Annotated in this window: 18 protein-coding genes; 7 read left to right on the top strand and 11 right to left on the bottom strand. The window is 64.0% G+C overall.

Features of this window, described 5'->3' with window-relative positions:
* Window positions 1-12 precede the first annotated feature (12 nt).
* The 3 genes from FXB38_RS37765 to FXB38_RS37755 are packed head-to-tail and all read left to right on the top strand — an operon-like array spanning window position 13 to window position 2,793.
* On the top strand, window positions 13-786 hold the full coding sequence (locus tag FXB38_RS37765; protein WP_148756051.1) for an ABC transporter permease: 774 nt from the start codon (window positions 13-15) through the stop codon (window positions 784-786).
* A complete protein-coding gene (locus FXB38_RS37760; protein ID WP_187435427.1) occupies window positions 783-1,568 on the top strand; it encodes an ABC transporter ATP-binding protein in 786 nt (261 codons plus the stop codon). Before FXB38_RS37765 ends, FXB38_RS37760 begins: the two co-directional genes overlap by 4 nt.
* Window positions 1,561-2,793, top strand: a complete 1,233-nt coding sequence (locus FXB38_RS37755; protein WP_148756006.1) for a Zn-dependent hydrolase — start codon at window positions 1,561-1,563, stop codon at window positions 2,791-2,793. Before FXB38_RS37760 ends, FXB38_RS37755 begins: the two co-directional genes overlap by 8 nt.
* Here FXB38_RS37755 and bamA read toward each other — a convergent pair.
* The 6 genes from bamA to FXB38_RS37725 all read right to left on the bottom strand — a co-directional run bounded on the left by bamA (window position 2,790) and on the right by FXB38_RS37725 (window position 11,310).
* Complete coding sequence (bamA, locus tag FXB38_RS37750) at window positions 2,790-5,306, bottom strand: outer membrane protein assembly factor BamA (RefSeq protein WP_148756005.1); 2,517 nt, start codon at window positions 5,304-5,306, stop codon at window positions 2,790-2,792. The genes FXB38_RS37755 and bamA overlap by 4 nt on opposite strands.
* Window positions 5,307-5,422: 116 nt before the next feature.
* Window positions 5,423-6,991 (bottom strand): GMC family oxidoreductase, encoded by a 1,569-nt coding sequence (locus FXB38_RS37745; RefSeq protein WP_148756004.1) that lies wholly within the window; start codon window positions 6,989-6,991, stop codon window positions 5,423-5,425.
* Between the two features lie 40 nt (window positions 6,992-7,031).
* Complete coding sequence (locus FXB38_RS37740; protein WP_246230439.1) at window positions 7,032-7,889, bottom strand: carbohydrate ABC transporter permease; 858 nt, start codon at window positions 7,887-7,889, stop codon at window positions 7,032-7,034.
* Window positions 7,886-8,773, bottom strand: coding sequence for a carbohydrate ABC transporter permease (locus FXB38_RS37735; protein ID WP_148756003.1), 888 nt, complete (start codon window positions 8,771-8,773; stop codon window positions 7,886-7,888). Before FXB38_RS37735 ends, FXB38_RS37740 begins: the two co-directional genes overlap by 4 nt.
* A 65-nt stretch (window positions 8,774-8,838) precedes the next feature.
* The gene (locus tag FXB38_RS37730; RefSeq protein ID WP_246230437.1) at window positions 8,839-10,074 is read right to left on the bottom strand and encodes an extracellular solute-binding protein; all 1,236 of its coding nucleotides are present in this window, start codon (window positions 10,072-10,074) and stop codon (window positions 8,839-8,841) included.
* Between the two features lie 201 nt (window positions 10,075-10,275).
* Window positions 10,276-11,310: a LacI family DNA-binding transcriptional regulator gene (locus tag FXB38_RS37725; RefSeq protein WP_148756001.1), complete on the bottom strand. Its 1,035-nt coding sequence runs from the start codon at window positions 11,308-11,310 to the stop codon at window positions 10,276-10,278.
* A gap of 131 nt (window positions 11,311-11,441) precedes the next feature.
* Here FXB38_RS37725 and FXB38_RS37720 point away from each other — a divergent pair, with 131 nt between their 5' ends.
* The 4 genes from FXB38_RS37720 to FXB38_RS37705 all read left to right on the top strand — a co-directional run bounded on the left by FXB38_RS37720 (window position 11,442) and on the right by FXB38_RS37705 (window position 15,428).
* Window positions 11,442-12,224, top strand: coding sequence for a glucosamine-6-phosphate deaminase (locus FXB38_RS37720; protein WP_246230435.1), 783 nt, complete (start codon window positions 11,442-11,444; stop codon window positions 12,222-12,224).
* 65 nt (window positions 12,225-12,289) lie between these two features.
* Window positions 12,290-13,369 carry an N-acetylglucosamine-6-phosphate deacetylase gene (locus tag FXB38_RS37715; RefSeq protein WP_347340262.1) on the top strand — a complete coding sequence of 360 codons (1,080 nt, stop codon included), beginning with the start codon at window positions 12,290-12,292 and terminating at the stop codon, window positions 13,367-13,369.
* 9 nt (window positions 13,370-13,378) lie between these two features.
* Complete coding sequence (locus FXB38_RS37710; RefSeq protein WP_148755999.1) at window positions 13,379-14,428, top strand: Gfo/Idh/MocA family protein; 1,050 nt, start codon at window positions 13,379-13,381, stop codon at window positions 14,426-14,428.
* 10 nt (window positions 14,429-14,438) lie between these two features.
* Entirely contained in the window at window positions 14,439-15,428 is a 990-nt protein-coding gene (locus FXB38_RS37705) for a Gfo/Idh/MocA family protein (protein ID WP_246230433.1), read from the top strand.
* Window positions 15,429-15,465: 37 nt separating this feature from the next.
* Here the strand turns inward: FXB38_RS37705 and FXB38_RS37700 are convergent, their stop codons facing one another.
* The 5 genes from FXB38_RS37700 to FXB38_RS37680 are packed head-to-tail and all read right to left on the bottom strand — an operon-like array spanning window position 15,466 to window position 20,069.
* On the bottom strand, window positions 15,466-16,515 hold the full coding sequence (locus FXB38_RS37700) for a LacI family DNA-binding transcriptional regulator (RefSeq protein WP_148755997.1): 1,050 nt from the start codon (window positions 16,513-16,515) through the stop codon (window positions 15,466-15,468).
* Window positions 16,512-17,156: a ThuA domain-containing protein gene (locus FXB38_RS37695; protein WP_148755996.1), complete on the bottom strand. Its 645-nt coding sequence runs from the start codon at window positions 17,154-17,156 to the stop codon at window positions 16,512-16,514. The genes FXB38_RS37700 and FXB38_RS37695 overlap by 4 nt, the downstream gene beginning before the upstream one ends.
* 10 nt (window positions 17,157-17,166) lie before the next feature.
* The gene (locus tag FXB38_RS37690) at window positions 17,167-18,264 is read right to left on the bottom strand and encodes a Gfo/Idh/MocA family protein (RefSeq protein WP_148755995.1); all 1,098 of its coding nucleotides are present in this window, start codon (window positions 18,262-18,264) and stop codon (window positions 17,167-17,169) included.
* Between the two features lie 22 nt (window positions 18,265-18,286).
* Entirely contained in the window at window positions 18,287-19,135 is an 849-nt protein-coding gene (locus tag FXB38_RS37685) for a carbohydrate ABC transporter permease (protein WP_148755994.1), read from the bottom strand.
* A complete protein-coding gene (locus tag FXB38_RS37680; protein ID WP_148755993.1) occupies window positions 19,128-20,069 on the bottom strand; it encodes a carbohydrate ABC transporter permease in 942 nt (313 codons plus the stop codon). The genes FXB38_RS37685 and FXB38_RS37680 overlap by 8 nt, the downstream gene beginning before the upstream one ends.
* Window positions 20,070-20,071 lie beyond the last annotated feature (2 nt).

Here is a 20,071-nt window from a genome sequence, read left to right as displayed (position 1 = left end):
GATAGATAGTTGATGCGTCCCCTGGATTCCGTGACATCGAAGCAGCGCGTGGCCTACGGCCTCGCGTTCTTCGTGCTGTTCGTCGCCCTCTGGTCCTGGGCGACCTTCGGCGGCCATGTATCGAAGACCTTCCTCGCCAATCCGCTGACCATGGTGCAGGAAGGTTATGACCTCCTGGCCAAGCAAGGCTTCCTTTACGACATCGGCATGACGATCTGGCGCGTTGTCGGCGGCTTTGCGCTGGCCGCGATTATCGCGGTGCCGCTCGGGGTGCTCATGGGCGCCTACAAGCCGGTCGAAGCCTTCCTAGAACCATTCGTCTCCTTTGCGCGCTATCTGCCTGCCTCCGCTTTCATCCCGCTCCTCATCCTGTGGGCCGGGATCGGCGAGTTGCAGAAGCTGCTGGTCATCTTCATCGGCTCGGTGTTCCAAATCATCCTGATGATTGCAGTCACCGTCGGCGCGACGCGGCGCGATCTGGTGGAAGCCGCCTACACGCTCGGCGCCAGCGACCGCGGCATGATCCGCCGCGTGCTGCTGCCCTCCTCCGCCCCTGAGATTGCGGAAATCCTGCGGCTGGTGCTGGGCTGGGCCTGGACCTACGTCATCGTCGCCGAGCTGATCGGCTCGTCCTCCGGCATTGGCCACATGATCACCGACAGCCAGGCGCTTCTCAATACCGGCCAGATCATCTTCGGCATCATCGTGATCGGGCTGATCGGCCTCCTCTCGGACTTCATGTTCAAGGCGTTCAACGCCTGGCTGTTTCCATGGAGGCTCGCATGACCACGCTGAAGATCGAGCAGGTCTCGCGAATCTTCCCGGCACGCCACGGCAACGCGCCGACCAGAGCGCTGGAGCCGACCGACCTCATCATCGGCAACAACGACTTCGTCACGATCCTCGGTCCCTCGGGCTGCGGCAAGTCCACGCTGCTTCGCATCGTCGCCGGCCTCGACCGTCCGACCAGCGGGCGCGTCACGCTCGACGGGCGCGAGGTCACCGGCCCCGGCGCCGATCGCGGCATGGTGTTCCAGTCCTACACGCTGTTTCCCTGGCTCACCGTGCGCGCGAACATCGCCTTCGGCCTGCGCGAGCGTGGCGTGTCCGAGGCGGAGCGCAACAAGATCGCCGACGCCTTCATCCGCCAGGTCGGACTGTCCGGCTTCGAGAACCATTGGCCGAAGCAGCTTTCGGGCGGCATGCAGCAGCGCACAGCGATCGCACGCGCACTTGCCAACGACCCAAAAATTCTGCTGCTCGACGAGCCCTTCGGCGCACTGGACAACCAGACCCGCGCCCTGATGCAGGAAATGCTGCTGGGCATCTGGGAGCGCGACCAGAAGACGGTGCTGTTCGTCACCCACGACATCGAGGAGGCGATCTTCCTCGGCAGCCGCGTCATCGTCATGAGTGCGCGTCCCGGCCGGATCAAGGCCGAGATCAATGTGGACCTGCCGCATCCACGCTCCTACAAGATCAAGACCACGCCGGAATTCGTCCAGCTCAAGGAACGTCTGGTCGAGGAGATCCGCACCGAGGCGCTGAAGGTTGCCGAACATGCCTGACACCAAGCCACGCGCCAATGGCGAGCGCGTCCTCGCCGATCTCAATGCGCTGCGTAGCCTGGGCGCCTACAAGACCGGCGTGCACAAGCCGACCTTCTCCGAGCCGCACAAGCAATCGCTGGACTGGCTGGTGCAGAAGCTGCCCGAAGCCGGCCTCACTGGTGCGATCGACGGCATCGGCAATATCCTCGGCACCAGCGCGAAGGCTGGACCGAAGCTGCTGGCGGGCTCGCATCTGGAAAGCCAGAACTATGCCGGCTGGCTGGATGGCCCGCTCGGCGTCGTCTATGCGCTCGAGGCGGCGCGCGTGCTCAATACGGATCCCTCCGTGAAAGGCGCGGTCGAAGTCGCTGCGTGGTGCGACGAGGAAGGTCATTTCGGCAGCTTCCTCGGCTCGCGTTCCTATGTCGGGCAGGTGACCGAGGCGGAGATCGACGCCGCACGCGACCGCACCAATGGCCGCACCATGCGCGACGCGCTGACCGACATGGGGCTTACCGGACGCGCGCGCATCGCCGCCGAGCCAGGACGGCACGTCGGCTATCTTGAGGCGCATATCGAACAGGGCGACACGCTCGAGAGCGGCAAGCTCGCGATCGGCGTCGTGACCTCCATCGTCGGCATCTGGCAGTACCGCATCAATTTTGCGGGTGAGCAGAACCACGCCGGCACCACGCGCATGGCCGTGCGCAAGGATGCCGGCCTCGCGCTGGCTAAATTCTGCGTGGCGGTCGACCAGCGTTTCCCGGCTGCGTGCGGACCGCGTACGGTCTGGACTACCGGCCGCATCACGCTCGATCCGGGCGCGCCGAGCATCATTCCCGGCGGTGCCGAAATGCTGTTTCAGATCCGCGATGACAACCCGGCCGTGATCGCGCGGCTGGAAGAACTGCTGCGAACGACGGCGGACGAGGCCAATGCCAAAGGCCCCTGCACCGTGAACGTGGAGCGGATTCGCGTGGGCGCACCCGCCATGATGGACTCCCGCTTCCAGGATGCGATCGAGGCGGCGAGCAAGGCCGTGGCGGACGGACGATCGGTGCGCATGCCGAGCGGCGCCGGCCACGACGCCCAGATGCTCGCGGCCATCATGCCCGCAGGCATGCTGTTCGTGCCCTCGATCGGCGGCATCAGCCACCACTGGACCGAGAACACCGCCGACACCGACGTCGTCACCGGCGCGCAGGTGTTTGTTGATGCATGCCGGCGGATTTTGGCCGGCTAGAACGACGTTCCGCCGCCGAACCTGAACTCCTGCACCACGTCGTATTTGCCCTTGGTGAGCGGCACGGCGTAGTCGAAGCGCAGCGGTCCGAACGGCGAGGCCCAGATCAGGCCGACGCCGACTGACGAGCGCACCACGCTGCTGTCGTCGTATTGCAGTCCACAGGTCGGGCAGGCCTTGGTATTGACCTCGCCGGTGGCCGTCCACGAGGTCGGTCCCTGATAACCCCAGAGCGAGCCGGCATCGGCATAAACCGCGCCCTTCAGGCCGACCTCCTTGGGCAGGAACCAGAACGGCATCTGCAGCTCCATGGACGCGCCCCAGTACTTGGTGCCGCCCAGCGCATCGCCCGTGGCGCCGTAGCTGGCATAGGTGATGTCGCGCGGACCGATGCCGTTGGCGGCGAAGCCGCGCACGAGGTTCGGGCCCATCTGGAAGTGATCCAGCATGCGCAGATCGTTGTCGCCGATCTTGCTGAGGACGCCACCCTGAAGATGGATCACACTGACGATCTCGGAGACCAGCGGCGTGTAATACTTGGTGTCCAGCGCTGTCTTCAGATAGGTGACGTCGCCACCAACGCCGGCAAAATCCTGCTTGAAGTCGACGAGCACGCCGTCGGTCGGGTTCTTGGTGTTGTCGAGCGTGTTGTAGGTCAGCGTGTAGCCCAGCGCCGAGGTCCAGGTCGGGCCGCTCGCCAGTTCTTTTCGGACCGGCAGGCTGGTTTCGCCATCGCCATAGCAACCGTAACCGTAGAGGCCCGAGCTCGTGGAATTCGTCGGATCAACCCCGCCCACGACATTCTGGATGTAGGCCGGCGTCGGGTTGAAGGCCAGCGACGTGTTGGCTGCGTTGTTATTGCAATTGTTGTAGGCGCTAGCGAGCGTGATGCTCTGCTGATAGAGCGAGTAGCGGAGCTGGAGCGACAGGTCCTCGCGCAACGCGAAGCCCAGGCGCGGCGAGAAGCCCAGCGTCGTCACCCCGTAGCTCGTATAGCTGTTCGACAATTGCTGACGCCAGTAGGTGTCGAATCCGAGCGCGATCCGGTAGTCGAGCAAATAAGGCTCGACAAAGGACAGCGATACCCCGCGGGCATATTGGCCGTAAGTCACCGACGCCTTGCCGAAAAGCCCCTTGCCGAACAGGTTGCGTTCGGAGACCGAGACTTCGGCAAGCGCGCCGTCGGTCGTGGAGTAGCCGCCCGAGACCGAGAAGTCGCCGGTCGACTTCTCCTCCATGTCGACGATCAGGATCAAACGGTCGCTGGACGAGCCGGGCTCCGTGGTGATCTTGACGCTCTTGAAATAGTCAAGGTTCTTCAACCGGCGCTCGGCGCGGTCGACCAGGGCGCGGTTGTAGGCGTCGCCCTCGGAGAGGTCGAACTCGCGACGGATCACGTAGTCGCGCGTGCGGGTATTGCCCCGCAGACTGATGCGCTCGATATAGGTGCGCGGCCCTTCGTCGATGTTGAACACCACCGAGACGGTGTGGGATTCGAAATTGCGGTCGCCGCTCGGCCGCACCACGGCAAACGCGTAGCCGCGGCGCGAGGCCTCGATCTGGATCTCCTCGGTAGACTTCTCGACCGATTCGACATTGTAGAGCGAGCCGACATTGACGCGCGAGAAGTTGCGCAGCGTGGTCGCGTCGAAACTGGCGATGCTGGAGCGGAACTCGACCGTGCCGACGCGATATTGCTGACCTTCCTCGATCTTGAAGCTGACGAGGAAGCCCTTCTTGTCCGGATCATATTCGGTCAGCGCCGCCACGACCTGCGCGTCCGCAAAGCCGTTCTTGAGATAGAAGCGGCGGATCAGGTCGCGGTCGGCCTCGACCCGGTCCGGATCGTAGATGTCTCCGCTGCTGAGGAAGCTCAGCAGATTCGATTCGTGCGTCTTGATCACGTCCCTGAGGCGGTAGGACGAGAACGCGCTGTTGCCGATGAACTCGATCGATTTGACGCCGGTCTTGGCGCCCTCCTCGACCGTGAAGACGAGATCGACGCGGTTGCTCGGCTGCTCGATGATTTCAGGCGTGACGCGGACGTCGTAGCGGCCCGAACGGCGATAGATCTCGGCGATCCGCAGCGTGTCGGACTGCACCATCGCGCGCGAGAAAGTCCCGCGCGGCTTGGACTGGATTTCGGCCGAGAGCTGCTCGTCCTTGATCTTCTTGTTGCCCTCGAACGCAATGCGGCCGATCACGGCGTTTTCCACCACCGACACCACGATATGGCCGCCGGCCCTGACAACCTTCACATCCTGAAACAGGCCGGTCTCGATCAACGCCTTGAGGCCGTCGTCGAGAGCCACCTGGTCGAACTGCCCGTTGGGGCCGGCCTTGAAGTAGGAGCGAACCGTCTCGGCCTCGACGCGGCGATTGCCTTCGACCACGATCGTATCCGTGGCCTGCGCCGCCGCGGCCGGCTGCGGCAACAGCACCAGCGGAAGTGAGGCTGCAATCGACACGCCACCCACGACCACCGCGACAAGCCAGGCCCGCAAAAACGACATTCCACACCTCAAGAGCACCTGACTGCTCTGAAACGGGAAAGCTATGGCCGCGGTGTGGCTTTCAGATTGCTGTACTGTTTCTGCGGATTAAGTTTGATTGAGCCGCAACGTGCGTCTTATATTACGCCCTTCAACCGATCTGCCATGCGCTCAGCGATGGCGACCGTGGTCAAATGAGTGTTGGCGCGCGGCACTTCCGGCATGATCGAGGCATCGATCACGCGCAATCCCGTGCATCCGATCACCCGGCATTCGTGATCGACGACTGAACGTGCATCGTCCGGTGCGCCCATTCTGCAGGTGCCGCTGGCGTGCTGCGCGTCGCTGCACTCGGCGAACAGCCAATCATCCAACTCGGCGTCGCTGAACGGCTCGTCCATGGAGCGTCCGCTGGCGCCATAGTCGACGCGGCCAGCGATATCGGTTACCGCAGGCTGCAGGCAGATATCACGCAGGCGTCGGACGCCGTCGCGCAGGCGTTGGAGATCGCGAGGGTCGGACAGCATGCGCTCCTCGACCGCCGGATCGACCTCGGGGTCCGTCGTGACGATGCGAACGTAACCTTGGCTGAAAGCCTGATAGACGGAAACGGCGATCCGTCCCAGCGTGACATCGGCCATCGATTGCGACGAGCGCGCAAGATTGCCGGCGATCATGATCATGTCGTTGTCGCCGGCGCCTGCGAGGCCGGACGAGTAGCGCAGGCAGCAATTGGTGTGCCGGTGCATCAGCGTGCTGACCTGGCTGCCTTCGCGCAAATGCAGCAGCGCGTTCACGATCGGATGGTCCAGCAAATTCTCGCCCACCGGCAAGTCCGCGCGGATGGGGATGCCGAGCCTCTCCAACAGGGCGGCGGGCCCAATGCCGGAGCGCTGCAGGATGGCCGGCGAATGGATGGCGCCGGCGCAGAGGATAACGTCACGCGTCGCGCGGGGCGCGTAGGATCGATCGTTTACGCGAACCTGGACGCCGTTGGCGTGCAGCCGGTTGCCTTCGAAGGTAATGGTGTCGACCAGCGCGTAACCGACGATGTCGAGATTGGCGCGATCACGCGCCGGCTCCAGATAGCCGTCATTGGTGGAGATTCGTAAGCCGCCCTCGCTGTTGATGGCGTAGGGCGAGACGCCGGTGCCGGTTGGCGCGTTGTGATCCTCGCACCAGCCATAGCCAAGGCCGAGCGCCGACGCGCGCAGTGCGCGGTCGACGTTACCCCAATCCGGGATCGGAGCGCGATACACCGGGATCGGACCGCGATCGCCGTGATAGGGTGCGTCGGGGAAATTCCTGTCCGTTTCGAGCTTGCAAAAATAGGGCAGAAGGTGGTCCCACGACCAGCCAGTGCAGCCTGCAGCCGCCCAGCGGTCGATGTCGTCGGGAACGGCTCGGATTGCGATCTGGCCATTGATCGTCGAGCTGCCGCCCATGGCGCGGCCACGCCAGAGCAACAGCGGCTGCTGCCGCTCGGTGCGTCGCGCCAACAGCTTCGGCCAGCGGAAGTCGTCGTCGCCGATGGCGCGCATGGGGTTCGGGATGCGAATGTGTTCCGGTGTGGTCGCGGTGCGGAGATCCTGCCCCGCCTCGAGCAGCAGCACACGATGCGAGGGATCTTCGCTGAGGCGCGCAGCCAGCGTCGCTCCAGCAGAACCTCCGCCGATGATGATCGTATCGTATTCCTGTTCAATCACGTCCTGTGCGCTCCTATCACGGCCCAATCGGACGTGGCGATCATTCCTTCAGACCCGTTCCAGCCACGCCACGCACGAAATTTCGGCGCATCAGCGAGAAGAATAGCGCGCTGGGAACGAGAGCGAGCGCCGCGGCCGCACTGAGATGACCGATATCCACCGTGAAGCCGGTCTGAAACAGCGCCAGCCCAACTTCGAGCGTATAGGTATCCTTGTTGGTCGTCACGACGAGCGGCCAAGCAAACGCAGTCCAGGCCTGAAAGAACGCCAGCACAGCGAGAGCACCCAGTGGGCCCCGCATCAGCGGGAGCACAATCCGCAGGAAGATCCATCCCTCGCCTGCCCCATCCACCCGCGCGGCCTCCAGCAGCTCGTCGGGAATCGACGTCGTCACATATTGCCGCACCAGGAAGATGCCGAAGCTCATCACGAGATAACCGACCAGGAGTCCCGGCAGCGTGTTCAGCATGCCTGCAGCCTGAACGTTCAGGTAGAGCGGGATCATGTACACTTCAAAGGGAACGACCGATGTCGCGATGATGATGCCGAAGACGGCAGGGAACCAAGGCAGATCGAACTTGCCGAGCACGTAGCCGGCAATGGCGGAGGTGGTGACGACGCTGGCCGTCGAAATCCCTGCAAAGATGAGCGTATTGCCGATCCAATGAAGCAGTGGCGTTTCGTGCAGCACGCCGAGGATGTTCTCCAGCGTCGGCCGGTCCGGAATGATGGTTGGCGGCCAGGCCAGCAGCTCCGGCGGCGTCTTGAACGCGTTGCTGATCAGGAAGACGAGCGGCAGCAGCATCATCAGGCCGACAGCGAAAAGAACGACGTCGATCGCGAGGCCAGCAGGCGCGTTCCGGTCAACATCGCTGGACGGATGGTCTGGATCGCTCACGCGCGGCTCCGATCCCGAAACAGCCTGAACTGCGCGCCGGTCAGGACGAGCACGATCACGAGAAGGACCACGGCTTCGGCAGCGGCATAGCCGACCCGGTAATTTCGAAAGCTGTTTTCGAGCATGTCGAGGACGAGGACGCGAACGAGATGCCCCGGCGCGCCCTGGACGTCCGAGGCCAGGACGAAGGCCTGCGCATAAATGTTATACGACGAGATCAGCGTGATCACCGACACGTACAGCATCACCGGTCTCAACAGAGGTATTGCGACATAACGGAATGCCTGGAGAGCGGATGCGCCATCCAAGCGCGCCGCCTCGTACAGCGCCTCCGGAACGTTCTTCAATCCGACCAGAAAAATCAGGACGGCGTAGCCGATCGACTGCCAGGAGCACAGAACGATCAGACACACCAGCGATAAGGCAGGGTCGAACAACCAGGCCTGGGCCGGGATTCCGAACCATCCGATCAGGGCGTTGAGGGGCCCGAGCCGCGCATCGAAAATCCATTTCCAGGCCATCGCCGCTGGCACAAGCGAGACGACGTGAGGCAGGAAGATCGAGGTTTCGTAGAAGCCACTGCGCCGCAGGCCTTGCCGGCCGTTGATCAGCGCGGCGAGTGCCAACCCGACAGGAATGGTGATCACCAGCACGCCGAACGCAACGATAGTGGTGTTGAAGATCGCTTCGAGAAACAGCGGGTCACTCATCAGCTCGACAAAGTTGTCGAGTCCGACGAACGGTTTGCGCCGCGAGATGATGTTCCACTTGAAGAGGCTGAGACGCAGTGTCTCGGCGATCGGATAGATTCGCAAGCAAGCATAGAGGCCGAGAACCGGGAGCAGCGCCAGAACCGGAAATAGCCATTTCGGCTTGGAACGCATGGAGTCTCCCGGAGCGGCCGCCGGCTAGCGCTGCAACTGTGTGGTCGCGACCATCGGATGCGATCTCACGGTTTGGCCAGCAGATCTTCCCGGGCAAGGATCTTGTCGCTCTCCTCAGCCGCAGATTTCAGGAAAGCGTCGATGCCGGCATCGTTTCCTGCCAGCGATTTGTCGGTGAATGCCTTCTCGAGCCGGGCCGCGAGCCGGGTGAGGATTTCGCTCGCCGGACTGATCGCCGGAACGGTGAAGAAGACGTGGTCGGCGGGCGTGTTCACAAACGCGCCGAGCTGGGGGATCTTGCCGAGGACCGCAGAGTAGTCGAGCCCCTTGCGATTGGGCACCCACGCCGTGTTCTCGAGCAGCCAAAGCAGATTCTCCGGCTCATTGGCCTTCTGAACGAAATCCCAGGCGATCTGGCTCTTCGGCCCCTTGTTGGGAACGTAGAGGTCCACCGGCACCATCAACGTTCCCTTCGGCAACGGCGCCGTCGCGTATTTGAGGTTAGGCGCCTTCTTGGCGATGTCGCCGATCACCCAGGACTCCCGGATGAACATCGCCGTCTGGCCGAGCTCGAAGGCTTCAGCGTCCGCCTTCATCTCAGGCGATACCGTCCGATAGGTCACGACGTTGTCGAGATATTGCTTGAGCGCGTTGCGGCCGGCCTCGTTCGCATAGGCCGCGCGCCACTTCCCGCCCTTCTCCTCCAGCAACGTCCCGCCGAAATTATAGAGGATCGTCCAGTACTTTTCAGCAATGCCTGAACCACCACCGCTGAGACGCAGGCTCCAGCCGCTCACCGTCGGCGCACCGGACGTGTCACGCTGGACAAGCTTCTGCGCATAGGCCGTATAGTCCGCCATCGTCTTGGGCGGCGAATTAAGGCCGGCCTTGGCAAACGTGTCGGTGTTGTAGAACAGCGCGCCCTGCCCCTGGAACAACGGGACGCCGTAGATCTTGCCCTCATAAGTGGCGGTCTTCACGCGCGTCATGTCGTAATTGGCTTTGACGAACTCCACGATCGAGGCCGGCGGCTCCGGAATCAGGCCGGCCTCCAGATATCGCGCCGCCTCGACCTCCATCTCGATGACGTCTCCGGCCGCGCCGGATGGAAGCGACAGCGCCAGCCGCTTCTCATGCTCACGCAAGGCGATTGCCTCGACGCTGATGTCGAGATCGGGATACTTCGCCTTCAGCTGGTCGCCGACGCGCTTATAGAATGGGACGAGGTCGGGCCAGCCGCTCCAGATGGTCAGCTTCTCCGCTGACGCCGGCGACGCCAGCATTGGCAGGGCAACAGCCACTGCCAGCAATCCAGCAGCCGACAGCCATGCATGACGCTTCTTCCCGGGAGAGGTTGGATATCCGAACGTGCCAACCGATGTCGCGATGAAGTCCATGTCCCCGCTCCCAGAACTACATAAATCCCGACCAAAGGCTGTCATGCAACCGGTTGCGTGTCAATTGCGATCCGTTGCCGCTTTCGAAGGCTATTGACCAAATCGTCAGCGGCTTTTTCGTTTCGCCGGCGCCGGGCCGGTGCTCGCGCGAACGACGAGATGAGAGTTCAGCTTGTGGCGGATTTCGCCCGACGCGCCACCGCTCATCTGGCTGAGCAGGAGGCCGACCGCGACGTCGCCGGCATCGGCGCAGCGCGCCGACACTGTCGTGAGCTGCGGGTAAGTGGTCTCACCGAGGACATCATCGCAGCCGACGACGCTGAACGATCTGGGCACGTCGACGTCGAGGGCAGCAAGCCCCGCCAGCAGACCCTGGGCAACGAGATCGTCAAACGCGATGGCCGCGGTCACCCCGCTGGCGACGATCGGGGCGGCGGCAAGCCGGCCGGTGTCGTAGGAGGGCGGGCGGGCCGGAATGGCGATCACCTTGAGCCCGCGTTTCGCCGCCTCCTTGCGGACCGCGTTGCGCCGCTGCTGGTTGGACCATGACGTCGTGGGGCCGCTGACATAGGCGATGTGCCGATGCCCGAGCTCGGCAAGATGTGCGATCGCGGCTGCAACGCCTGGTGCCGTGTCGATCAAGACCCGCGTAATTCCTTCGATATCGCGATTGATCAGCACCAGCGGACGGCGCGCCGCATAGATCCGGATTTGCGCTTCGTCCAGGCGGGACGAGGCGAGGACAAGTCCTTCCACCTGGCCGATAAAGCGGCCGAGCAGCAACTCCTCACGGGCGGGATCCTCGTCCGAATTGCCCAGAAAGACGCACAGTCCCGCCCTGTCGGCATGAAGCTGGGCCGCTCTGATCAAAGGTGGAAAGAACGGATTCGCAACGTCGGAGACAATGAGCGCGACATTGCCATGCCGCCCGGTCGAAAGTGCGCGCGCGACCTGGTTGGGCACATATCCCAGCTTGTCGGCGACAGCCTTGACGCGCCGGACGGTCTCCTCGCTCAGCATTCCGGGTCTTGTGAAGGCGCGCGATACGGTTGCACGCGAGACCCCGGAGATCTTTGCGACCTGACTGATGGTCGGCGCGATCTTGGCACGCTGCTCCCTGCCGTCGGAATCGCGTTTCACCGGGGGCGTCTCCTATGCGGGATCTCGACACTACACATGCCTTGATCGTCGCCGGGGCGCAAGCTTGACATGCAACCGATTGCATTACATCCTCGATCGCGCGGAGTGACGGGCCCCGGCAAGAACCACGGATGAGCATGATGGCTTCGGTCGCTCCAGGGATCGCGATATCAGAGACGCGGGATGCGATGGGCCGGGCTGCGGCTTTGGACATCGCAGCCGCGCTGCGCGATCGCCTCGCGCGGCAAGACAGGGTGAGGATGGTGTTCGCCGCCGCTCCGAGCCAGGCAGAGATGCTGGACGCGTTGGCAGCAGAGCGCGATGTCGATTGGCGACGCGTGATCGCGTTCCACATGGACGAATACCTCGGGCTTCCGGCGCACGCACCCGAGCGCTTCGGAGTGTGGCTGACCCGCCATTTTTTCTCGCGCGTCCCTCTGGGTGCCGCCCATTTGATCGGACAAGAATTAGATCCGGACCGCGAGGCGGCGCGCTACACCGCCCTTCTGGCCGAGGCCCCGATCGACATCGTGTGCCTCGGCATCGGCGTCAACGGGCATCTGGCGTTCAACGATCCGCCCGTCGCGGATTTGCACGACACCAGGCAGGTCAAGATCGTCGAGCTCGACGCGATCTGCCGTCAGCAGCAGGTTGACGACAAATGCTTTGCGACTCTGGGCGACGTTCCGACACACGCGATCACCCTGACGATCCCTCGATTGCTGGACGCTCATCAGCTTTTTTGCGTAGTGCCCGGCGCGGCCAAGCGCGCCGCCGTCGAGCAGTCCCTGTACGGCCCGATAGGTGCTGCCTGTCCGGCGAGCGCATTGCGTACGCATCCGCGATGCACGCTGTATCTCGACCGTGATTCCGCACCACTACGGCTTTCACTGCAAGCACCGGCACGCGCATGAGCGAGGTTACGACACAGGTCTGGGGTCGCGATCCGGAGACCGGGCAACCTCGCACGATCACATTTATGGATGGCCATATTTCAGGCATCGCCCCCGGCGGCCCTGATGACGGGCATTGGTTGTCGCTCGGACTGTTCGATCTGCAATTGAACGGCTTCGGCGGCCATGACCTCAATGGCGGCACCGATCCGCAGACGGTTCGCGATCTCGCCCTGGCCGTCCATGGCAGCGGCGTTTCGCGTTTTGCTCCGACGTTGATCACGGCATCACGCGCTGCGCTCATCGATGCGTTGAAGGCGATCGCACAGGCGCGCGACAGCGATCCGCTGGTCAGGCACGCGATCCCCTTCGTCCATGTTGAAGGGCCCCATATCGCACCGGAGGACGGTCCTCGCGGCGCGCACCCGGCCGAACACGTCAGACCACCGGATCTCGCTGAGTTCGACGCCTGGCAAGCCGCCAGCGGAAACCTCGTCGGCCTGGTGACCTTGTCACCGCACTGGCCGGAGACGGCCGACTATGTGCGAGGGCTTCGCTCGCGCGGAGTTCATGTCGCGCTCGGCCATACCGATGCTACGACAGCTCAGATCTCCGCCGCGGTCGAGGCTGGAGCGATGTTGTCGACGCACCTTGGCAACGGCATCGCGGCCCAGCTGCCGCGGCACCCCAATCCGATCTGGACGCAGTTGGCGGAAGACAGGCTCTGGGCGAGCTTCATCGCCGATGGCCACCACCTTCCGCCCGAGACCTTCAAGGCCATGCTGCGCGCAAAGGGCCTCGAACGATCGATGCTGGTTTCAGACGCCGTCGCGCTCGCGGGTTGTCCGCCGGCGATCTATGACGTGCCGGTGGGCGGACGCGTCGAGCTGAAGGCGAACGGCCGGCTGGAGGTCGCCGGCACGCCGTTTCTGGCGGGCGCAGCAGCCAGCCTTCCGTTCGGGGTCGCGACGGCCAGGCGAGTGGCCGGCTTGACGCTGGCCGAGGCACTCAGGCTGGCAACGATCAATCCACGCACACCATTCCAGCTGCCAGCTCTGACAGTCGGCGCGCCGGCGGATCTGCTTCGATTTCGTCTCGGAGACGACGGGTCCATCATTCCCGAGACCGTCTATGTCGCTGGTCAACCCTTTCCAGCCAAGCATTGAGGAATTGAGATGAGCCAACTTCGCATCGGGTTGGTCGGTCCAGGGGCGATCGGTGAAACACACGCGCGGGCGATCAGGGCGCTCGACGAGACAGTTTTGGCCGCTGTCGCCGGCGGGACCCCCGAGCAGATTGCCGCATGCATCGACGGCGCGCCTGTTCCGGCATTTGCAACCACCGACGCCATGCTGGCCGGTGCAGACATCGACGCCGTCGTTGTCTGCACTCCGAGCGGCGCTCATCATGACGCAGCACTTGCCGCCATCAGGTCCGGACGACATGTGCTGGTCGAGAAACCCCTCTGCGTCGATCCCGCCGAGGCCGCATCGCTGGTCCGTGCGGCCGAGAGCTCGCAGCTGACCTGCGGCGTGGTCTCGCAGCGCCGGCTCGAACCGCAACATTTGGCGATCAAGAAGCAGCTCGACGCAGGCAGCCTCGGACAACCGCGCCTGATCGAGGCGGCGATCCATTGGTATCGCTCCGACGCCTACTATGCGGAGAAGCCGTGGCGCGCCGAAGCCGGTCACGGCGGCGGCTCGCTCTTCAACCAGGGCGTCCACAATCTGGACCTGATGCTTTGGCTGTTCGGACCAGTGGCGAGCGTTCAAGGCAAGACTGCGACGCTCGGACATTCTCACGCGATCGAGGACACGACGGCGGCGCTGCTGTCCTTCGCATCCGGCACTTTGGGCGTGATCGTGACGAGCACGGCACTGCCGCCGGGGCGGCCGGCCATGCTGCGCCTGTTCACCGATCGGGGCAGCTGCGAGCTTGCACACGACCGCATCGTCCGCTGGGATTTTCCCGATATCCCGCAGCCTGCGAGCGCGACGGGACCAGGAAGTGCCGCCAACGATCCCAAGGCGATCGGAATCGAGGGACATATCGCGCAATGGCGCGACTTCGTCCAGGCGGTCCGGGAGCGACGGGCACCCGCCACTCCGTTCAGGGATGGATTCGAGGCTACGCGCGTCGTCACCGCGATCTATCGCTCGGCCGCGGAAGGCCGGGTCGTCACCCCCAACGACGTCTTGCCGGAGATGGCCCTCGATGCCAGGTGATGCCTCTTCCATGCTCGACATTGCCATCATTGGTGCGGCTCATCCGCATGTCGAATACGTGCTCTCGGAGATCGCTGTCAGGACCGACGTCAGGATCGCTGCGGTCGCCGATCACGATGCCGCCCGCCTCACCGAGCTCGAGCGACGCACGCAGTCTCCCGGCTATGCTGACCCGATCGCATTGCTGGAGGCGCACAAGGTCCAGGCCGTGGCTGTTTTCACTGAGTTCGGTCTTCGAGCGCCGATCGTCGCTGAACTGCTGCGCCGGAATATTTTTGCGATCGTCGACAAGCCGATGGCGGTGACGCTTCCCCAGCTCGCCCTGATTGAGAACGCCCTTGCCGGGCGCAACCTGCTGACGCTTCTGCTCGAGAAGCGCTTTTATCCGGTCACACTCGCGCTCCGCTCGGTCCTTGAAGGTGGCGAGTTAGGAGACATCGTATCGATCAACTCGACCGGGCCGCACAAGCTCGCGCCAAGCCGTCGTCCGGCATGGATGTTCGAGCCATCGACCTATGGCGGCATCCTCGCCGACCTGACGGTCCACGACATCGATCTTGCACTTTGGCTGACAGGGCACACCAGCGGCACGATCAGCGGCTGGGTCTCGCCCACCCCGGCGGCCGGCACGACGAGCTTTCCCGCTTTGGGACGCGCCATCCTCGCATGCGACAACGGCCCGCAATTTTCGATCGAAGTGGACTGGATTCAGCCGGAAGCTTCTCCCCGCCATGGCGATTATGCCATGCGGATCTCAGGGACACGCGGGCGCGCGGACGTTCTCTTCGCGGAAAACAGGCTCCTCGTTGAAACGGCGACACGCCCTCGACGCGACGTCGACCTTCCCCCGGGCGCCCCGCCTGCCGCCTTCGCCTTCGATCACCTCGCGCGCGGCGAAGCCCTGCAGATTTCGGCGAAGGATGCCCTGCGCGCCACGCGCATCGCGATCCTCGCCGAGGAAAGTGCGAAGCAAGGCGGCAAACCCATACGGTGGAGTTGAGGCGCAAGACCAGGAGTTGCCGCGACAATGCCCGACGTTACGGCAGATTGTCCCGCAGAAAAATGTCGATGCGGATGCGCTCCTGATCGGGGCTGATCGGCTCGCCGGAACAATGCGCGAGCAGGACGCGCGCCGCAGACCGTGCCTCATGGCCCGGGTCCTGGTTGATGATGGCATCGAGGGTGCCGCGGACCAGGAAACGCCGCGTGTACTGCGTCAGTTCATGGGTGATCCAGACCACCTCGCGCGCGCGGCCGGAGGCCTCGAGCGCATCGGCGATGCCACGGTTTCCGGCACCGCAGCAATAGATGCCGCGGAGATCGGCATGACGCGCGAGCAACGCCGCGGTGAGCTGGCGCGTTCGCTCGCTGTCGTCGCGGCCCTCGATGACCGGTAGCGCGCGCAGGTTCGGATATTCGCTGGACAGGATCTGGTGGAAGCCGAACTGCCGCTCGGTGTGATCGCGCAGCGACAACGATCCCGCGATCACTGCGACCGTCCCCTCGCGCCCGGCCAGGAAACGCCCCATCAGCGTCGAGGCAGTCCGCCCGGCGGCCGGGTTGTCGATACCGACATAATGCAGGCGGCGCGAGCTCGGCGCGTCCGACACAAGGGTCACCACGGCGACCTCGCGCGCGGTGAGCTCGTCGATCGCGGCACGCACCCTGGGATGGTCGAGCGCTATGACGGCGACGCCCTGATAGGCCGGCGACAGGTTTTCCAGCGCGCCGGCCAGCACATCCGGATCGAACACGTCGACATGAAGGATATCGATGAAGCCGCGCTGGCCGGCGAGCCAGTCCGCGGTGCGCTGGACCTGCTCAGTCAGGTTGGTCATGAAGCTGTTGCTGCCGGATGGCAGCACGAAGGCGAAGCGAAAACTCTGCCCGCGTGCGAGCCGTGCGGCCGCCACGTCCGCGCGGTAGCCGAGCTTGGCGACGGCGGCCTCGACACGCGCGACGGTCTTGGCGCGCACGCCCTCGCGCCGGTTGACAACGCGATCGACGGTGGCAAGCGAAACACCCGCCGCACGTGCGACGTCCTCCAGCGTGGCGCGAACCGCCGGCTGCGTCGCGCCAGCTGTCATTCGCGCGCCGCCCACAGCATGCCGCGGGTCATCAACGTCCGGATCTCCGGTACGTCGAGCTCGTAGGCGCGGTGGCCGAGCGAGGAATAGAACACCCTGCCCGCGCCGTATCGCTTCTTCCAGACCACCGGCATCACCACGCCGTCGATCCAGGATGCGTGCTCGCCGGTAAAGGTCGTCGTTGCCAATACCTCGATGGCGGGGTCGACATGCATGTAGTACTGCTCGGAACGATGCTCGAAGCTCTTCAGGCCCTTCATGACGGGATCATCAGGCTTCGTCACGTCGACCTTGTAGTCGATGATATTGCCGGGATGCGCGACCCATTGCCCGCCGCACAAGAACTGATAGTCGACGGACTCGCGGAACGCATCGCACATGCCGCCATGATGGCCGGCGAGCCCGACGCCGCCACGCACCGCCGCGCAGAGATTGAGCGCGTCCGCCTTCTCGATCTTCGACATGGTGTAGATCGGGATGATCAACGAGAGATCATGGATCGCAGGATCGCCGAATGCCTCCGTCGTCGTTTCAATCCGGACCTCGAAGCCTTCCGCCTTCAGCCAGCCGCGGATCATCGAGGCACAGAGATCGGGATCGTGTCCCGGCCAGCCGCCCCATACAATCAATGCCTTGCGCATGGTCATTCCCTCAGTCGATCTGTCCGGTTTCACGCCCGGCCGGCAGCATCGCCGGCCGCTCGACGCGGTTCTCGATCTTGATGCGCCGCCCTTCGTCGGCGGAGGTCTGGAACGCCTCCATCACCTCCAGCACGTGGAAGGCAAGCGCACCGCTGGCACGATGCGGCCGGTTGTTCAGGATCGCGGAGGCCATGTCGGCGACGCCGATGGAACGGAATTCGCCCTCGACATGACCGTGTGTCAACGGCACCGTCTCCCATTCGCCGCCGGTCTTCGCGACCTGCACCTCGCCGCCGAAGCGGTTCGGGTCCGGCACCACCATGCTGCCCTTGTCGCCGAATATCTCGATCGGCGCGTGCCGGTGCTTCGGCACATCGAAGCTCATCGCGATCGAGACGACCGCGCCGCTCTCGAATTCGAGCGTGCCCGCGACATGGGTCGAAACCTCGACCGGGATCAAGGTGCCGTTCATCGGCTGGCTGGTGACCAGACGTTCGGATTTCGGGCGCGCGGTCGAGCCCATCACACTCGCCACCGGGCCAAGCAGCTGCACGAGATCGGTGATGTAATACGGCCCCATGTCGAGCATCGGTCCGCCGCCGCGCAAGTAATAAAATCCCGGCGCCGGATGCCAGCGCTCGTGGCCGGGACAGCCGAAGAAGGCGCTGCCCGCCACCGGCGTGCCGATAGCGCCGTCGTCGATCAGCTTGCGCGCGGTCTGGTGCCCACCGCCGAGGAACGTGTCGGGCGCGCAGCCGACGCGAAGGCCCTTCTGCGCGGCGAGGTCCATCACCTTGCGGGCCTCCGCGACGTTGATGCCGAGCGGCTTCTCGGAATGGACATGCTTGCCGGCATTCAGCACCGCGAGACTGACGTCGGTGTGGGCAAGCGGCACGGTGAGATTGATGACGATCTCGACGTCGTCGCGCTTGAGCAGCTGGTCGACCCGCATCGCCGGCAGCCCGAAGGCGGCACCCTGACGCTCGGCCGCGTCGCTGCGCATGTCGGCGAGCGCCTTGATCTCCATGACCGGAAAGCGCTGGGCCGCTTTCAGATAGGCGGTGCTGATATTGCCGCAGCCGATGATTCCGACGCCGACTTTTCTCATTGTGATCTCCGTGAGGTACCGTTCATCCCTTGACCGCGCCTGCAGTGAGGCCGGCGACGATGTGCTTCTGTGCCAGCAGGAACAGAATGATCGTCGGCAGGATGGTGAGGGTGATGAAGGCCAGGATCAGGTGCCACTCGGACGAATACTCGCCCTGGTAAACCATGATGCCGAGCGGCCAGGGATAGAGCGCATCGGTGTTGAGCATCACCAGCGGCAGCAGATAGGCGTTCCAGCTGTTGACGAAGGTGATGGTGCCGACGGTCGCCAGGATCGGCCGCGACAGCGGCAGCGTCACGTAGCGGAAGAATTTGACATAGCTGCAGCCATCGACCAGCGCTGCTTCGAGCAGCTCATGGGGAATATCCCTAAAGAAGCGCCGCAGCAGCAGCACGCTCATGGCAAGGCTGAAGGCCACCTGCGGCAGCGCGACGCCGAAGTAAGTATCGAGCAGTCCGAGATCGCGCACCTTGATGAACAACGGCAGTACGGCGGTCGCCGCCGGAAACAGCAGGCCGAGCGTCAGGTAGCTCAGCAGCATCGACGAGCCGTAGAACTTGACATGGGCGAAGGTGAACGCCGCCATCGAGGCTGTGATCAGGGTCAATGTCACCGTGAGCGTCGAGATGATCAGCGAGTTGCGCAAGAGCTGCCAGTAACGGCCGGAGAACAGGATGTCGGCATAATTCTGCCATTCCCAGTGCGTGGGCCAGCCGAATGGATTGACGCGCAATTCGCCGAGCGATTTGAAGCCGCCGAGCAAGGTCGCAAGCAGCGGCACCAGCACGAAGATGGCGACGACGGCGAGGAACGCCGCCTTGAACAGCACGGCGGGATCGAACGGCGCGCGGGTGGTCTCGGCACTACTCATCGCGCATGAACCATCGCTTGTAGGTGAAGGCAAAGGTCACGCAGATCACGAACAGGATGACGCCGATGGCGCTGCCATAGCCGACCCGCATGCGCGAGATGCCGTTGTTGTAGAGGAAGCTCACCATCGTGTTGGAGGAATCCGCAGGCCCCCCGCGCGTCAGCGGCATGACGAGATCGAACAGCTGCAGCGAGCCGACGACGGCGAAGAACACAGAGAGCCGGATCGTCGGATAGAGCAAGGGGATGACCACATGGCGCAGGGCTTGCGAGCGCGTCGCGCCGTCGATCCGCGCCGCCTCGATCAGGCTCTTGTCGAGGCTCTGGAGCGCCGCGATGAACAGCATCATGTGGAAGCCAAAGTACTTCCAGACGATCACGATCAGCACCGCCAGCATCGCGGTGTCGGTCGAGGCCAGCAGATGCGGCGCCTCGGCGCCGAATGTGCGCCAGATCGAGGCAACCAGTCCGTAGTCTCCGTCGTAAACAAAAGAGAAGATCAACCCGGTCGCGATCTCGGCCAGGATGTAGGGCATGAAGAACAGCATGCGCAGCGCCACCGCGCCACGAAAGCGTTCGGCGAGCATCAGGGCCAGCGTGAGCGCCAGCGGCAGCTGGACCGCGAGCGAGACTGCGATGATCAGTCCGTTGTTGCGCAGCGCGAGCCAGAAAGCGCGTGTCTCCAGCACGAAGCGGTAATTGTCGAAGCCGATCCAGTTGGTCGGCCGGCCGAATCCATTCCAGTTGAAGCCCGAATACCAGGCCGCCTCGCCGATCGGCAGAACCACGAATAGCGTGAACAGCAGCAATGCCGGCGGCAGGAACAGGATCAGGACGGTGAAGCGTCCGTCCCAGCTCGGGCCGCGTGTCGTGGCCTGCGGGACCGTCTCGCCGGTAACGCCCACCGCCGACACGATCGCGATCCGCCGCGTCATCG

Origin of the sequence: Bradyrhizobium cytisi (assembly GCF_008123515.1) — a bacterium.
Classification (GTDB): Bacteria; Pseudomonadota; Alphaproteobacteria; order Rhizobiales; family Xanthobacteraceae; genus Bradyrhizobium; species Bradyrhizobium cytisi.
This window is presented reverse-complemented; position numbering and strand designations above follow the sequence as displayed.

Bases quoted from the DNA above. Each gene is read 5' to 3' on its own strand.
- FXB38_RS37705 (WP_246230433.1), top strand. From the start codon at position 14,439: ATGCTCGACATTGCCATCATTGGTGCGGCTCATCCGCATGTCGAATAC.
- FXB38_RS37715 (WP_347340262.1), top strand. From the start codon at position 12,290: ATGGATGGCCATATTTCAGGCATCGCCCCCGGCGGCCCTGATGACGGG.
- FXB38_RS37680 (WP_148755993.1), bottom strand. From the start codon at position 20,069: ATGACGCGGCGGATCGCGATCGTGTCGGCGGTGGGCGTTACCGGCGAG.
- FXB38_RS37700 (WP_148755997.1), bottom strand. From the start codon at position 16,515: ATGACAGCTGGCGCGACGCAGCCGGCGGTTCGCGCCACGCTGGAGGAC.
- FXB38_RS37755 (WP_148756006.1), top strand. From the start codon at position 1,561: ATGCCTGACACCAAGCCACGCGCCAATGGCGAGCGCGTCCTCGCCGAT.
- FXB38_RS37765 (WP_148756051.1), top strand. From the start codon at position 13: ATGCGTCCCCTGGATTCCGTGACATCGAAGCAGCGCGTGGCCTACGGC.
- FXB38_RS37720 (WP_246230435.1), top strand. From the start codon at position 11,442: ATGAGCATGATGGCTTCGGTCGCTCCAGGGATCGCGATATCAGAGACG.
- FXB38_RS37695 (WP_148755996.1), bottom strand. From the start codon at position 17,156: ATGCGCAAGGCATTGATTGTATGGGGCGGCTGGCCGGGACACGATCCC.
- bamA (WP_148756005.1), bottom strand. From the start codon at position 5,306: ATGTCGTTTTTGCGGGCCTGGCTTGTCGCGGTGGTCGTGGGTGGCGTG.
- FXB38_RS37760 (WP_187435427.1), top strand. From the start codon at position 783: ATGACCACGCTGAAGATCGAGCAGGTCTCGCGAATCTTCCCGGCACGC.
- FXB38_RS37735 (WP_148756003.1), bottom strand. From the start codon at position 8,773: ATGCGTTCCAAGCCGAAATGGCTATTTCCGGTTCTGGCGCTGCTCCCG.
- FXB38_RS37690 (WP_148755995.1), bottom strand. From the start codon at position 18,264: ATGAGAAAAGTCGGCGTCGGAATCATCGGCTGCGGCAATATCAGCACC.
- FXB38_RS37710 (WP_148755999.1), top strand. From the start codon at position 13,379: ATGAGCCAACTTCGCATCGGGTTGGTCGGTCCAGGGGCGATCGGTGAA.
- FXB38_RS37685 (WP_148755994.1), bottom strand. From the start codon at position 19,135: ATGAGTAGTGCCGAGACCACCCGCGCGCCGTTCGATCCCGCCGTGCTG.